The following is a 15,199-nucleotide window of genomic DNA, read 5'->3' on the forward strand; positions in this document are numbered from 1 at the left end:
TCGCACCTAGCGCGGCACTCGGTCGGTCATCATCCGGTCGACCACCTGGACATCGCCTTCAAACGCCTCGAGCCGTTGTTCGATCACAAAGTGATCCGGCGCGCCACGCATCCGCGTGGTCACCTTGCTGCTGACTTCCCAATCGTCGCGGCCAAGTGACCGGGTCCAGATAATCTCAACCGCGGCGCTGGCCGGATCATCCGGCGCAATGCTCCAGGTTTCGGACACGGTGCTGTCTGTAATTAATCCGTTTTCCAGATCTTTCTGCTGCCCGTGATCGCCAAAAATCTCCAGTACCGTTCGACCCGTTTCAGAATCTTCGCGCCATTCCTTGCGCTCCGTGCCGGGTTTCAGCTGTTCATAGGCGCGCGTCTCCATTGCCACCGGCGGATCAAAGGCGCATTCTTCTGCCTTGTTCACATCCAGCCAGGGCAAAGTGATGGCGCCGCCGCTTACCGTCAGCGCCGCATTCTGCCCTTCGGGCCAGCAATAGGGCCAATAGCTTGAGGCTATCGCAACGCGCAAACGGTGCCCCTCGGGCAGGTGATAGGCCGTCTGATCCAAAGTGACCGAAATATCATATATTTCGCCTGGCTTCAGGTCTATGTGCGCCTCGAACCCATCCCGATGCCGCAAATTCAGCAAACCCATCGTGATCAGCGTCGATGTTCCGTCTGGTCGCAGATCACACAGCCGCACAATCATCTGCGCCCGAGGTTTATCCGCCGCGACTTTCACGTCAACTCGCGGGGCGCCCAGCATGTCCTGGCCAACCGTCAGCGGAGGGCTGTCAAAACACAGCGATAGCGCGTCATCATGGGTCTGATCATCGGGTAATTCACCGGGGCCAAAGCCAAAGGGAAAGAACTCTCCGCTGTTCTGACCGCAGGCCAGATCAGTCTCGATCATTGCCGAAAACACTTCTGCCTGCCCCAAAACACCATCACCGAATTCAAGCGTTTCCTGAATGGTACATCCCTCTGGCCCGGCTGGTAGCGCAACCCACCGTCCGGGACGAAAATCAAGCGATGGATCTGGCCGCACGCTGTCCATCACATAAGCCCGGTAGGCGGCATCATCCGCCGCGCCCGTGTCGATGCCCTTAAGCCAGTGATCCCACCAGCGCAGCGCCTCACCCAGATAGTCAATCGACGGGCCAATCGTACTGATATTGGGGTATTTATGGCTCCAGGGTCCGGCAATACCCTTCACCGGCCCCTCCAGACCCTCCACCATTGCGGCCATGGCATTGCGATAGCCATCGTGCATCCCGCCCAGCACCAACACGGGTGCCTTCAGCGCCTCGAAATCTTCGCAGATCGACCCATGCCGCCAGTAATCATCCCGATCCGCGTGCCGCATCCAGGTGCTCGCCAGGAAAGGTGCTTTCTCAAGCCGCTCGATCCACATATCGCGCCAGCGGTTATGCCCCACCAGCTTGGGATCAGGCGGCATCGAAAACCACGACGAAACCGTCGCCGCCCAGCCAATATTCTCGCTCAGTTGGATACCGCCCTTATAGTGGATGTCGTCATGATAGCGGTCGACCGTGGTGCCGATGCTGATCACCGCCTTCAACGGTTCCGGCGCGCGGGCAGCGATCTGCAGCCCGTTGAACCCGCCCCAGCTGATCCCCTGAATGCCGACATTGCCGCTACACCACGGCTGTGCCGCAATCCAGCTAATCACATCCACGCCGTCCCGCAATTCCTCCTCCGAATATTCATCGTCAAAGAGGCCTTCACTATCGCCACATCCCCGCCGATCTACCCGCAAACAGGCATATCCCGCCTTGGCGAAATACAGATGCATGCCATGATCGCGTGCCGCAGTGCCGTCGGATTTTCGATAGGGTAAATATTCAAGTATCGCTGGAACAGGCTCTGATTCCGCCCCATCCGGCATCCAGGCCCGCGCCGACAGACGCGTGCCGTCGGGCAGCCGGATCCCCATATCCGGGCGGATCTTCACTTCATCAGGTCCTTAAGCTCGTAAATCAGGTTCAATGCCTCGCGCGCGGTCAGTTCATCGGGCAGAACCTCGGCCAGACGATCTTCAACCTGGGATGATTTGACCGGTGCAGGCGGTGGCGGCGGCGTGGCGGCAAAAAGTGGCAAATCGTCGATCAGCGCCTTTTGTGCCATCCCGCCTTCACGCTCCCCTTTCTCCAGCGCGTCCAGAACCACGCGCGCCCGCGCCACGACCGCGTCAGGCAGCCCGGCCAGCTTGGCCACCTGCACCCCATAAGACCGATCCGCCGCGCCGCGCCGTACTTCGTGCAGAAAAATCACCTCGCCGTCATGTTCCTTGACCGCGACCGTCGCATTTTCAACCCGTGCCAACTTGTCGCTCAGGTTGGTCATCTCGTGATAATGCGTGGCGAAAAGCGCGCGGCAACCGTTCACATCGTGCAGATGCTCCAGCGTGGCCCAGGCGATCGACAGCCCGTCATAGGTGGCCGTCCCGCGCCCGATCTCATCCAGAATGACAAGTGCATGATCATCCGCCTGGTTAAGGATCGCGGCGGTTTCGACCATCTCCACCATAAAGGTCGACCGCCCCCGCGCCAGATCGTCCGAGGCCCCGACCCGACTGAAAAGCTGGCTGACCAACCCGATATGCGCGGCCCGCGCGGGCACGAAACTCCCCATCTGCGCCAGCAGTGCGATCAGTGCATTCTGCCGCAAGAAAGTTGATTTACCGGCCATGTTGGGCCCGGTCAGCAGCCAGATATCCGCGCCTTCCCCCAGATCGCTGTCATTGGCGATGAACGGTGCGCCTGATTGCGCGCGCAGCGCCTGCTCCACCACCGGATGCCGCCCGCCCTCAATCTTCAGCGTGCGACTTTGATCCACTTTTGGCCGGCACCAGCTTTCGCCCGCTGCCAGATCGGCCAGTGCTGTTGTCAGATCAAACTCGGCCAGGGCCTGCGCCGCCGTCCCAACCTCGGCAGATTTGTCCAGAATGGTGGCTTTCAGGCCGTCATAGAGCCGCTTTTCTATTTCGATCGCCCGTCCGCCAGCGTTCAGAATCTTGGTTTCCATCTCGCTCAGCGGTACGGTGGTAAAGCGCACCTGATTGGCGGTGGTCTGCCGGTGTTTGAAGGTTTCGTTCAGCGGTGCCGACAGCATCTTTTCCGCATGGGTGCTGGTCACTTCGACGAAATATCCCAGCACGTTGTTATGCTTGATCTTAAGCGATTGAACCCTGGTCAGCGCCGCATATTCGGCTTGCATCCCGGCAATGACGCCGCGCCCCTCATCGCGCAGCTTGCGGCATTCATCCAGTTCGGCATCGTACCCTTCGGCAATGAACCCGCCATCACGCGTCAAAAGCGGGGGTTCGGCGATCAGGGCCTGCTCCAACAAGTTCAGCAATTCTTCATGCCCCACAAGTGCGCGGCCGGTCTCTGTCAGCAGTGTGGGTAATTCCTGCGCGCTCAGCATGTCCGAGATCTCGGCCGCCTGCCCAAGCCCATTACGAACCGCTGCCAGGTCGCGCGGCCCGCCCCGATCGACCCCCAGCCGCGATAGCGCCCGATCCAAATCGGGTACCTTGCGCAGCGCCTCTCTTAAATCAGTCGAAAATCGAGACTGTTCAACCGCAAAAGCAACGGAATCCAAGCGTGACTGGATCACGTCCAACTGTCGTGACGGGCTGGAAAGTCGCCGCTCCAGCAAACGTCCTCCCCCCGCTGTCACCGTACGGTCAATCGCTGATAACAATGACCCGGCACGCCCGCCTGACAGCGCGTGGGTCAGTTCCAGATTGCGCCGCGTGGCCGCGTCAATCTGCAAGACCTGACGTTCATCTTCGCGGATCGGAGGGCGCAGCAGCGGCAGCTTCCCTTTCTGGGTGACCTCAAGATACTCAACAATCGCGCCCATCGCCGCCACTTCGGGCCGGGTGAACTGCCCAAAGGCGTCCAGCGTGCCGACCCCGAAAAGCGTGCATAGCCGCCGTTCCCCCCCGGTGCTGTCAAACGCAGCCCGCCCCAAAGGTGTTAATGACGCGCCGGATTCAGTGACGATTTCAGCCAAATCTGCATCATCTGCGATCACCACCTCACTGGGGGCAAGTCGCGCCAGTTCCGGCCCCAATCGGACTGCGGCCATCGGCATCACCCGGAACGATCCGGTTGAAATATCCACCCAGGCCAGCGCGCATTCGCCCCGAACCTCGGCAAAGCTGGCCAGAAAATTGTGCCGCCGCGCTTCCAGCAGGCTCTCTTCGGTCAGGGTGCCCGGCGTGACCAGTCGCACCACATCGCGCCGCACCACGGATTTCGATCCGCGTTTCTTTGCCTCGGCGGGGCTTTCCATCTGCTCGCAAACGGCCACCCGAAACCCCTTGCGAATGAGCGTCAGCAGATATCCTTCCGCCGAATGCACCGGCACACCGCACATGGCGATGTCCTCGCCCAGATGCTTGCCGCGTTTGGTCAGCGCGATATCCAGCGCGGCGCTGGCTGCCACCGCATCGTCAAAAAAGAGCTCATAAAAATCGCCCATCCGGTAGAACAAAAGCGCCTGCTGGTACTGCGCTTTGATCTCCAGATATTGCGCCATCATCGGCGTTACGGCTGATTTGGCAGACGTCACTGGTTCACCCCCTCGGTTCCGGAAACCTTACAAACCGAACCCATCGGGCGAAAGCCCAAACCGCCTTCTGGTTGAGGCTTTCCCAAAGCCCCGCTATGCAGTGGCATACCACTCAGAATTTACAGGCCCCATCATGGCAAAAACCAAGTTCACCCCGGAAGAGGCGCTTGCCTTCCATCTCGAACCCACTCCCGGCAAGTTCGAGATTACCGCGACCGTACCGATGACCACGCAGCGCGACCTCAGCCTGGCCTATTCTCCCGGCGTCGCCGTGCCGTGCCTTGCCATCGCTGAGAACCCGGAAACCGCCTATGATTACACGAACAAGGGCAACCTTGTGGCGGTCATTTCGAATGGCACTGCCGTGCTGGGGCTTGGCAATCTGGGGGCGCTGGGCAGCAAGCCGGTGATGGAAGGAAAGGCCGTTCTTTTCAAGCGTTTCGCCGATGTGAACTCGATCGACATCGAACTGGACACCGAAGACCCCGAGGCGTTCATCAACGCGGTCAAACTGATGGGCCCGACCTTTGGCGGCATTAACCTCGAAGATATCAAGGCGCCCGAATGTTTCATCATCGAACAGCGCCTGAAAGAGGTGATGGACATTCCCGTCTTCCACGATGACCAGCACGGCACCGCCGTGATTTGTGCCGCCGGTCTGATCAACGCGCTGCACCTCAGCGGCAAGAAGATCGAAGACGTTCGCATTGTGCTCAACGGTGCCGGGGCGGCGGGCATTGCCTGTATCGAATTGCTGAAAGCCATGGGCGCGCAGCACGACAACTGCATCGTCTGCGATACTAAGGGCGTGATCTACCAGGGCCGCGAAGCGGGCATGAATCAGTGGAAATCCGCCCATGCCGCCAATACCGACATGCGCACGCTCGAAGAAGCGATGAAAGGTGCTGATGTGTTCCTGGGCGTTTCCGTCAAAGGGGCCGTGACCGAAGACATGGTCGCCTCGATGGCCGACAATCCGGTGATCTTCGCGATGGCCAACCCGGACCCCGAGATTACCCCGGAAGAGGCCCATGCCGTACGCGCCGACGCGATCGTCGCCACCGGGCGCAGCGATTATCCCAATCAGGTCAATAACGTACTCGGGTTTCCCTATCTTTTCCGCGGTGCGCTTGACGTGCATGCCCGCGCCATCAATGACGAAATGAAGATCGCCTGCGCCGAGGCTTTGGCCAAATTGGCGCGCGAGGATGTGCCGGACGAGGTCGACATGGCCTATGGCCGCAAGCTGCATTTCGGCCGTGATTATATCATTCCCGCGCCGTTCGATCCCCGCCTCATCCACACCATTCCGCCCGCCGTGGCCCGCGCCTGCATGGATACCGGTGCCGCGCGCCGTCCGATCGTCGACATGGATGCGTATGAGGTTGCGCTGCGGTCCCGGATGGATCCGACGGCCAGCATCATGCGGTCGATCAACGCGCGTGCGCGCGCCGCCCAGGCCCGGATGATCTTTGCCGAGGGCGATGATCCCCGTGTCCTTCGTGCCGCCGTTCAATACCAACGCTCGGGGTTCGGCCATGCGCTGGTTGTCGGCCGTGAAACCGATGTGAAGGAAAAGCTGGAGGCTGCGGGCATGGGCGACGCCGTGTCCGAGCTTGAGATCGTCAACGCCGCCAACACCGAATATCTCGAAGATTACAAGGATTTCCTCTATTCCCGGCTGCAACGCAAAGGCATCGACACACATGATGTGCACCGCCTTGCGGCCCGCGACCGTCACGTGTTTTCGTCTCTGATGCTGGCGCATGGACATGGTGACGGTCTTGTCACCGGGGCGACCCGCAAATCAGCGCATGTGCTGGAACTGATCAACCATGTATTCGATACCGATGCCGAACATGGCGCCGTGGGTGTGACCGCGATCATGCATAAGGGCCGGATCGTTTTCATCGCCGATACGCTGGTTCATGAATGGCCCGATCAGGAAGATCTGGCCAATATCGCTGAAAACGCTGCCGGCGTTGCCCGCCACATGGGGTTGGAGCCGCGCGTGGCCTTCGTTAGCTTCTCGACTTTCGGCTATCCGCGCTCTGAACGGGCGGAGAAAATGCATATGGCGCCGAAAGTTCTGGAAGCCCGCGGTGTCGATTTCGAATTCGAAGGTGAAATGACCGTCGACGTGGCGCTGAACCCCGCCGCGCAAGAGGCCTATCCGTTCCAGCGCCTGACAGGCCCGGCCAATGTGTTGGTTGTTCCCGCCCGACACTCGGCCTCGATCTCGGTTAAGCTGATGCAGGAAATGGGCGGTGCAACGGTTGTCGGGCCCATTCTCGCGGGCGTCGATCAGTCGATCCAGATTTGCTCGACCAACTTCACCGCCAACGACATTCTGAACATGGCGGTTCTGGCAGCCTGCAAGGTTGGTTGACGCAGGAAATACGGTTTCCCGCCGGTATAGAGACGAAAAAGGGACGGCCTATACCGTCCCTTTTTTAGTCGGAAATACGAAATACGGCTTTAATATTTGCCCGCGAATGGTGCAGCACTGCCCCATAGCTGCTTAACTCGCTTGTCGCGCCCGCAGGCTTTGCGGTAGCGCTTATACGCTTCTGCCTGACGCTTGGGACCAAACCGCGTGACGATCAGCTTTTTACCCTTGTAGTAATTCTGATGGTAATCCTCGGCGTCATAAAATGTGGCGGCGGGCAGGATCGGTGTGACCACCTTCTTGCCCAGATCCTTGGCCGCATCAGCCTTCGCCATCTCGGCATGTTTCTTCTCGGACGCATTCGCAACGAACACCGCTGTGCGATAGCTTTCCCCACGATCGCAGAACTGCCCGCCCGCATCCGTCGGATCGACTGACCGGAAGAACATGTGCAGCAGCGTCTCACGGCTTATCTTACCGGGATCAAAGGTGATCTTGACCGCCTCGTAATGGCCGGTGCCGCCCTTGCCGACCTGCTTATAGGTTGGGTTCTTGGTCTTGCCGCCGGTATAACCCGAAACCGCGCCTTTGACGCCAGGAACCGATTCGAAATCTGATTCGACGCACCAGAAACAGCCGCCTGCAACGACAAGTGTCTCGGTTCCCGCCGCGTGCGCCTTCTGGCACTGAATGCCCAGACCCACGGTGATCAGCACCGCCAGAAGCGCCGTTTTTATATGCCTGGTATCCATCGTTAGCATTGCTCTTCCTCCGTTTCACCGCACCTTGACCCAAGCGCCCGCGCCCGCCAAGCCACTGAAACCGAATCTCACAGGCTGGTGAGAGCAATTTACTCCTTGGCACCGTATTCCCGCCGATTTAGCGTCACCTGTAACAAATGAAATCACCGCAGAATGTGCCTTTGTAACAGTGCTGCGCCAAACAGAAGGATGCCAGCCATGCGCATCGCCATGTGGTCCGGGCCGCGCAACCTGAGCACGGCCATGATGTATTCTTTCGGTGCCCGATCGGATTGTGCCGTGGTGGACGAGCCGTTTTATGCGACCTACCTGACCATGACCGGCCTTGATCATCCGATGGGTGACGAAATCATTGCCTCACAAACTGCCGATCCGGATCAGGTGATCGGCGATCTGCTGGGCGCCATTCCCGGCGGCAAACCGCATTTCTACCAAAAACACATGTCCCAGCACATGATCCCCGGCGTTGCCCGCGATTGGGTGTCTGACGTGACAAATGTGTTCCTGATCCGTCACCCGGCCCGCGTTGCCGCCAGTTTCTCGGCCAAGTTCGAAAATCCGACCCTGACGGATATCGGATTCGTTCAGCAGGCCGAACTTTATGATCAGCTTGTGGGCGCCGGTGCCAAACCTGTGGTGATTGATTCCGCGGATATCCGTCGCGACCCCGAGACGATTTTGAAACGTCTTTGTGCGGCGATTGATCTGCCCTGGGACAGCGCGATGCTGCACTGGCCCGCTGGGGGCCATCCCGATGATGGCGTCTGGGCATCGCATTGGTATGGCTCGGTGCATCGTTCAACCGGGTTCGCTGCGGCAGAGGGCCCCTTGCCCGGCCTTTCCGGTGCGCAGGCTCAACTGGCCGATGCTGCACTGCCGTTTTATGAAAAACTCAGCGCGGTCAAACTCAGCGCCTGAAAAAACTTCCCCTCATGTGAAACTTTCTCACTTGCTTCTTCGTGTCTTTGATCAGGCAGCGCGATTCCGCGCGGCCCCGAAGAGAAATGCGATTTTCGCAAGGAGGACAAAAATGAAAATTCTTAATGCCTTTGCCGCCCTCACCCTGACCGCCGGTTCGGCCTTTGCCGCCGCCCATGCGATGGCGCCGATGGTTGAAGCGTCTGATCAGGACGTATCAAACGGCATTGTCAGCGCCGATCTGGTCGCTGCCGGCGAAAACGGCTGGCTGGTGGTTCACCGCACCGATGCCGATATGAAGCCTGGCCCGGTTGTCGGCCATGCGCCGCTGCGCGCCGGCAAGAATCAGGACGTTGCCGCCATCCTGACCGAAGAGGTCAAATCCGGTGACATGCTCATGCTGATGGTGCACTCCGAATCCGGTGGCATGAAAACCGGCATTTTCGAATATACCCTCGGCGCGAAAGAGGATGGACCAGTCAAGCCTGACGGCAACCTGGTGATGAAGGTCATTACTGTCCAATAATCACGGCCGTCCGTCCGGGGATACCAGGGCGGACATCAAAATCTACCACTCACGCTGACGGCCCGTTTTGCGCGGGCCGTCATGTCTTTCCCCGCAAGAAACGTACGGGTCGTACGCCCGCCCTCTGAAACCGGCGGATTTCCGTACGGAACGCGCGTACGCAACGTACGCTTTGTACGTTTTGCTCAGCCTTTCAGGCGGCGGTCCCGCGCGGCCAGCAGTTTGAGGCGAAGCGCGTTCAACTGGATGAAACCTGCGGCATCTTTCTGATCATAGGCGCCTGCATCTTCTTCGAATGTCACATGGGCTTCGGAATAAAGTGAGTGGTCCGACCAGCGGCCAACGGTGCGAACCGAGCCTTTGTAGAGTTTGACGCGTACCGTGCCAGTCACATGATCTTGTGAGGCATCGATGGCAGCCTGCAACATCTTGCGTTCGGGGCTGTACCAGAACCCGTTATAGATCAGCTCGGCATATTGCGGCATCAGCTGGTCTTTCAGGTGCATCGCGCCCCGATCCATCGTGATCGATTCGATACCACGATGCGCTTCCAGCAGGATCGTACCACCCGGGGTTTCATAGATGCCCCGCGATTTCATTCCGACAAACCGCCCCTCGACCAGATCAAGCCGCCCGATACCGTGCTTACCACCCAATTCATTCAATTTAGTCAATAGGTTAGCTGGGCTTAACGCCTCCCCATTGATGCTGACAGCATCACCCTTTTCAAAGCCGATCTCGACAAATTCAGCATCATCCGGCGCATCCTCAGGGTGCACTGTCCGCTGATAAACATAGTCTGGCGCCGCCTCTGCGGGGTCTTCCAAAACCTTCCCTTCGGAGGATGTGTGCAGCAGGTTCGCATCCACCGAAAACGGCGCTTCACCGCGCTTGTCCTTCGCAATCGGAATCTGGTTTTTCTCTGCGAAATCAATAAGTTTTGTACGGCTGGTCAGATCCCATTCCCGCCAGGGCGCGATCACCTTGATCTCAGGATTCAGCGCATAGGCGGCCAGCTCAAACCGCACCTGATCGTTGCCCTTCCCCGTGGCCCCATGCGCCACGGCATCGGCACCGGTCTCGGCCGCGATCTCAACCAAACGCTTTGAAATCAATGGTCTGGCGATGGATGTGCCCAGCAGATACAGTCCCTCATAGACCGCGTTGGCGCGGAACATCGGGAACACGAAATCGCGCACAAATTCCTCGCGCACATCTTCGATGAAGATGTTTTCTGCTTTTATACCAAGTAGTTCCGCCTTCTGGCGCGCTGGTTCCAGCTCCTCGCCCTGACCCAGATCGGCGGTGAATGTCACCACCTCACAGCCATATTCGGACTGCAACCATTTCAAGATGATCGACGTATCAAGGCCGCCAGAATAGGCCAGCACAACTTTCTTGGGCGCGGACATCGTTTTTCCCTCATGTCAGAATTGCCCGGCGCTTATCGGGTTTTGCCTTGCAGGGCAAGGTCAGGGCTTGCATGGCCGTCTTGCCTGCGGCACAGATCACCAAATGAAAAGCTTTCAGGAAAATGCCCGCGCCGCAGAGGTCGCGATGCGCGAAGTGTTCGCAGAAACGCCTTTGCAGCGGAACGAACACCTGTCGCAACGCTATGATGCCAACATTTTTCTCAAGCGTGAAGATTTAACCCCGGTCCGGTCCTACAAACTGCGCGGTGCGTTCAACGCCATGCGCAAAGCGTTGATTCATAATCCTAAAATCAACCAATTCGTCTGTGCCAGTGCGGGAAATCACGCCCAGGGCGTCGCATTTATGTGCCGTCACTTTGGGGTGAAAGGTGCGATTTTCATGCCGGTGACAACACCACAACAAAAGATCAGCCAAACCGAAAAATTTGGAGGAGCGTCGATTGTCGTCAATTTGACCGGTGACTATTTTGACGACACGCTCGCGGCCGCGCAGGCTCATTGCAGTCAGATTGGTGGTTATTTTCTTTCACCGTTCGACGACGATGATGTGATCGAAGGGCAAGCCTCGGTCGCTGTAGAGATTTCGCAGCAATTAGGTGACTGCCCGGATCGGATTATAATGCCGGTCGGCGGCGGCGGATTGTCCTCTGGGGTGCGCAGTTATTTTAGGAATGAGACGGATTATACCTTGGTTGAACCATCAGGAGGCGCTTGCTTAAAAGCAGCTCTTGAGGTTGGAAAGCCTTTTAAACTCAATGCGATAGATAATTTCGCCGATGGTGCGGCTGTCGCTCGTATCGGTGAGAAGACATTTGCAAGACTGGCCGATCTTGATCCCTCCTCCGTGATCTCAGTCGCAGAAGACAGGTTGTGTACCACGATGCTTGAAATGCTGAATGTGGAGGGCGTTGTATTGGAGCCAGCTGGGGCGTTGGCCGTGGATGCGTTGAAGGATGTTGCCGGCGATATTGCTGGAAAAACAGTAGTTTGCGTGACATCTGGTGGCAATTTCGATTTTGAACGCTTGCCCGAGGTCAAGGAGCGCGCGCAGCGTCACTTGGGTGTGAAAAAGTACTTTGTACTTCGGCTGCCACAGCGCCCGGGTGCGCTGAAAGAGTTCTTGGCCATGCTGGGTCCCGAAGACGATATCGCCCGATTTGAATATCTCAAGAAATCAGCCCGGAACTTCGGGTCGGTTCTGATCGGGATCGAAACATCCAAAGCCACTAATTTCGCTGAATTGGAAGAGAAGTTGGGCCACGCAGGGTTTGATTATCGCGATATCACCAACGATGAGATTTTAGCACAATTTTTGATTTAGGCTGCGTCAAGCTTTGACAAGGCGTTCAGGAATTCGGACTTTGAGGCAGCATAACAATTGGTGATTTCAGTCAGATCAATGCCATCGCCAGCGCCTGCCCCAGCAGCAGTTTCCCCTTTTTGACAGAGTGTTGAGAACTCGGAAAATCCCAGGTTTAAAGCGCTGCCCTTGAGAAAATGCATTGTGGATTCCAGATTGCTTTTGTCCACTTGACCGCAAAGATTGGTGATCTCGTCTTCAACTTCTTCCAAGAAGATCTCGACCACTTCGCCAAAGTCTTCTGCACCGATTTCGTCCCGCAATTCTGTCACTCGATTCCAGTCGATCATCTCTGCACGTCCGTTTAGTAAACAAGGCATCATCACGCGAAAACGTTAAGAAATAGCGCCAGTTGCTTCTCAATTTCTGAGCAATTTTAGCATTCATGAGGTGTTAAGTGAGGATCAGCAAAGTGCCATTGTTTAGGTAGGATGAATTGCGTGACATCAACGGTTAAATCACTTGATCAGGCGGCCGATGAGACCGGTGTGATAAGGCAGGTTTTGGTCGTAGATGACAGCCGTCTGCAACGCCGCATTCTGTCTGCGTCGCTGAAACGTTGGGGCTTTGATGTGCGCGAGGCGGAGTCAGGTGCAGAGGCATTGGAAATGTGCCGTGAGTCGCCACCCGATCTTGTGATGAGCGATTGGATGATGCCTGGCATGTCCGGCCCGGAATTTTGTCGTGAATTCAGACAGATGGCGCGAGATAATTACGGATATTTTATTTTGCTGACCTCGAAGAGCGAGAAAGATGCAATCGCGCACGGTCTGGATGCTGGCGCCGATGATTTTCTGACAAAACCCGTCAACGCGGGGGAACTGCGGGCAAGGATTTCTGCGGGTGAGCGTATTTTGAAGATGCAGCGCGAACTTTCGGGAAAAAACCGGTTAATCAAATCCACGCTGGATGAATTACAGACGCTTTACGATTCGCTTGATAACGATTTGATCGAGGCCAAGAAGCTTCAGCAATCACTGGTCAGCGACAGGTATCGGGATTTCGGATCTGCCGAAGTCTCTTTGCTATTACAATCTTGCGGGCATGTCGGCGGAGATTTGGTGGGCATGTTCGAAGTGGGCGCAAATCGGATTGGCCTTTACGGCATTGATGTATCGGGCCATGGCATCAGCTCCGCCCTAATGACGGCACGGTTGGCGGGGTATCTTTCTTCAGCGTCGGCTGAGCAGAATGTCGCCCTTTACAAGACTTCCACCGGGGAATTCCTACCGAGACCGCCGGCGGAAACGATAGCGACATTGAACCAGCTCATTCTGAGCGAAATGGAAACCGAGCTGTATTTTACGATGGTTCTGGCGGACGTTGATCTGGAAACCGGCAGGATTGTCATGGCGCAGGCTGGGCATCCACACCCATTCATTCAGCGAGCCAGCGGTGCCGTCGAAATGATTGGGGAAGGTGGGCTACCTGTAGGCCTGATTGAAGGGGCTGAGTACCAGCAGTTCGAATTCTTTATGGCGGCGGGTGATCGACTGATGATTCACTCGGATGGGATTGTGGAATGTGCCGACAACAAAGGCAATCTTCTTGGCGATGATGGCCTGAGTCGCATCCTTAAGGATTTGCGTCAAACTCGTGGTATGGCGTGCCTTGAATCCGTGATCTGGAAGCTTTCGGAATTTGCTGATGATCAAGAGTTTGCCGATGATGTTTCGGCGGTTCTGCTGGAATTCAGGAAAGCCTCCATAGAGTTTTGACAAAATGCCGGTCGCCTGAATTTTCAAGTTCTGCCGCCGCGATTTCTGGGCTCGCCCATAATGTTGTGTGTCCGTCCTCGGTTGGGGGGCAAAGGCGACGAGCGGGGAAGGCCAGATAGATCGTGCAGATTTTTTCAGCCCAAAGGTCGTATTCCGGCATGAACGTAAATCGACGATATGCCCCCAACCGCCTGGCGCGGGAGATGACCCATCCGGTTTCCTCCATGACCTCGCGGTGCAATGCCCTGATTGGCGATTCACCCGGATCTACCCCGCCACCGGGAAGCTGCAATTCCGGCTGAGGTTCAGCCTGGTGCGTCAACAGCAGGGAATCATCGCGTGCAAGGATCGCATAAACTCCCGGACGGACTGTGTAGCGTTGTGTCAAAATCGGTGTTTCACCAAAGCGTCTGATCATTGAAATTCGCCCCTTGGACCTTATCTTGCCCTGCCTATATAGACGCGATATGCCAATATCAGGCGCATAAGGAAACCCCATGACACTCGGACAGAAAATCGCCTGGGACGACACCATCCTGCCGTTCCAGCTTGATCAATCAGATATTCGCGGTCGCGTTGCGCGTCTGGATGGGGTGTTGGATGGGATCCTGAAACAGCACGATTATCCACCCGTGGTCGAGGCCCTGGTGGCGGAAATGGCACTATTGACGGCGCTAATTGGTCAGACGATCAAACTGCGTTGGAAACTCTCATTGCAAGTGCAATCAAAAGGGCCGGTCCGGATGATCGCCACCGATTATTACGGGCCGGATTCAGAAGGCCGGGCAGCACGTATTCGCGCCTATGCTAGTTTTGACCGGGATCGCCTGACGGACAGCGCACCTTTTGATCAGGTGGGCGACGGCTATTTTGCCGTGTTGATTGATCAAGGCGAAGGAACAGAGCCATATCAAGGCATTACACCAATTGCAGGCGACGGCCTCAGCGATTGTGCAGAAGCCTATTTTGCGCAATCCGAACAATTGCCGACGCGGTTTTCACTGAGTTTTGGAAAATCCACCGAAGCGGGTGGGTCAGAGCATTGGCGTGCCGGTGGGGTAATGCTGCAACATATGCCCAAGGCCTCGCCGTTTGCTCAGGGTGGTGGTTCGGGTGAAGGCGGGTTGCTGGGTGCGCAGGATATTGTCGAGGGTGAAGAGCTTGAAAACTGGACGCGGGTAAACACCCTTTTGGACACAGTTGAAGAATTGGAGCTTATCGGACCATCGGTTGCGCCGACCGACTTGCTGGTGCGCCTGTTTCATGAGGAAACACCGCGGGTGTTTGATTCGCAATCCGTACGGTTTGGCTGCTCTTGTACCGAAGAACGTGTGCGCAACAGCCTGTCGATCTACTCAGCGCGAGACATCGAAAAGATGACAACAGAAGAGGGCACGGTGACCGCCGATTGTCAGTTCTGTGGCGCGCATTACGTCCTTGATCCGAAAACACTCGGATTCGAGGCTGAAGGCAATTCTGGTGACAGTGGCTGA

General features: G+C 57.1%; 12 protein-coding genes. 6 read left to right on the top strand and 6 right to left on the bottom strand.

Annotation, left to right across the window (positions count from 1 at the left end; all coding sequences use genetic code 11):
* Window positions 1-6 precede the first annotated feature (6 nt).
* Both Q1B27_RS09060 and mutS read right to left on the bottom strand, forming a co-directional pair.
* Window positions 7-1,971 (bottom strand): CocE/NonD family hydrolase, encoded by a 1,965-nt coding sequence (locus Q1B27_RS09060; protein ID WP_299846612.1) that lies wholly within the window; start codon window positions 1,969-1,971, stop codon window positions 7-9.
* Window positions 1,968-4,571 (bottom strand): DNA mismatch repair protein MutS, encoded by a 2,604-nt coding sequence (gene mutS, locus Q1B27_RS09065; RefSeq protein ID WP_299846847.1) that lies wholly within the window; start codon window positions 4,569-4,571, stop codon window positions 1,968-1,970. The genes Q1B27_RS09060 and mutS overlap by 4 nt, the downstream gene beginning before the upstream one ends.
* Window positions 4,572-4,734: 163 nt before the next feature.
* Here mutS and Q1B27_RS09070 point away from each other — a divergent pair, with 163 nt between their 5' ends.
* A complete protein-coding gene (locus Q1B27_RS09070; protein ID WP_299846613.1) occupies window positions 4,735-6,990 on the top strand; it encodes an NADP-dependent malic enzyme in 2,256 nt (751 codons plus the stop codon).
* Between the two features lie 89 nt (window positions 6,991-7,079).
* On the opposite strand, the gene msrA is transcribed toward Q1B27_RS09070, so the two are convergent.
* Window positions 7,080-7,742: a peptide-methionine (S)-S-oxide reductase MsrA gene (gene msrA, locus Q1B27_RS09075; RefSeq protein ID WP_299846849.1), complete on the bottom strand. Its 663-nt coding sequence runs from the start codon at window positions 7,740-7,742 to the stop codon at window positions 7,080-7,082.
* Between the two features lie 207 nt (window positions 7,743-7,949).
* On the opposite strand from msrA, the gene Q1B27_RS09080 reads away from it, so the two are divergent.
* Both Q1B27_RS09080 and Q1B27_RS09085 read left to right on the top strand, forming a co-directional pair.
* Window positions 7,950-8,669: an HAD family hydrolase gene (locus Q1B27_RS09080; RefSeq protein WP_299846615.1), complete on the top strand. Its 720-nt coding sequence runs from the start codon at window positions 7,950-7,952 to the stop codon at window positions 8,667-8,669.
* A gap of 112 nt (window positions 8,670-8,781) precedes the next feature.
* Window positions 8,782-9,195, top strand: coding sequence for a hypothetical protein (locus Q1B27_RS09085; protein WP_299846617.1), 414 nt, complete (start codon window positions 8,782-8,784; stop codon window positions 9,193-9,195).
* A 185-nt stretch (window positions 9,196-9,380) separates the two neighbouring features.
* Here Q1B27_RS09085 and Q1B27_RS09090 read toward each other — a convergent pair whose 3' ends face one another.
* A complete protein-coding gene (locus Q1B27_RS09090) occupies window positions 9,381-10,607 on the bottom strand; it encodes an argininosuccinate synthase (protein ID WP_299846619.1) in 1,227 nt (408 codons plus the stop codon).
* 103 nt (window positions 10,608-10,710) lie between these two features.
* Between Q1B27_RS09090 and ilvA the strand changes: the two genes are divergently transcribed.
* Window positions 10,711-11,949: a threonine ammonia-lyase IlvA gene (gene ilvA, locus Q1B27_RS09095; RefSeq protein WP_299846851.1), complete on the top strand. Its 1,239-nt coding sequence runs from the start codon at window positions 10,711-10,713 to the stop codon at window positions 11,947-11,949.
* Here the strand turns inward: ilvA and Q1B27_RS09100 are convergent.
* Complete coding sequence (locus tag Q1B27_RS09100) at window positions 11,946-12,278, bottom strand: Hpt domain-containing protein (RefSeq protein ID WP_299846621.1); 333 nt, start codon at window positions 12,276-12,278, stop codon at window positions 11,946-11,948. The two genes, ilvA and Q1B27_RS09100, sit on opposite strands and share 4 nt — an antisense overlap.
* Before the next feature lie 141 nt (window positions 12,279-12,419).
* Between Q1B27_RS09100 and Q1B27_RS09105 the strand changes: the two genes are divergently transcribed.
* Entirely contained in the window at window positions 12,420-13,706 is a 1,287-nt protein-coding gene (locus Q1B27_RS09105) for a SpoIIE family protein phosphatase (RefSeq protein WP_299846623.1), read from the top strand.
* Here the strand turns inward: Q1B27_RS09105 and Q1B27_RS09110 are convergent.
* A complete protein-coding gene (locus Q1B27_RS09110) occupies window positions 13,681-14,124 on the bottom strand; it encodes an NUDIX hydrolase (RefSeq protein ID WP_299846625.1) in 444 nt (147 codons plus the stop codon). The genes Q1B27_RS09105 and Q1B27_RS09110 overlap by 26 nt on opposite strands.
* Window positions 14,125-14,203: 79 nt before the next feature.
* On the opposite strand from Q1B27_RS09110, the gene Q1B27_RS09115 reads away from it, so the two are divergent.
* The gene (locus tag Q1B27_RS09115; protein ID WP_299846627.1) at window positions 14,204-15,199 is read left to right on the top strand and encodes an Hsp33 family molecular chaperone HslO; all 996 of its coding nucleotides are present in this window, start codon (window positions 14,204-14,206) and stop codon (window positions 15,197-15,199) included.

It is taken from the genome of uncultured Roseovarius sp., assembly GCF_947489715.1.
In the GTDB taxonomy this organism is placed as follows: Bacteria; Pseudomonadota; Alphaproteobacteria; order Rhodobacterales; family Rhodobacteraceae; genus Roseovarius.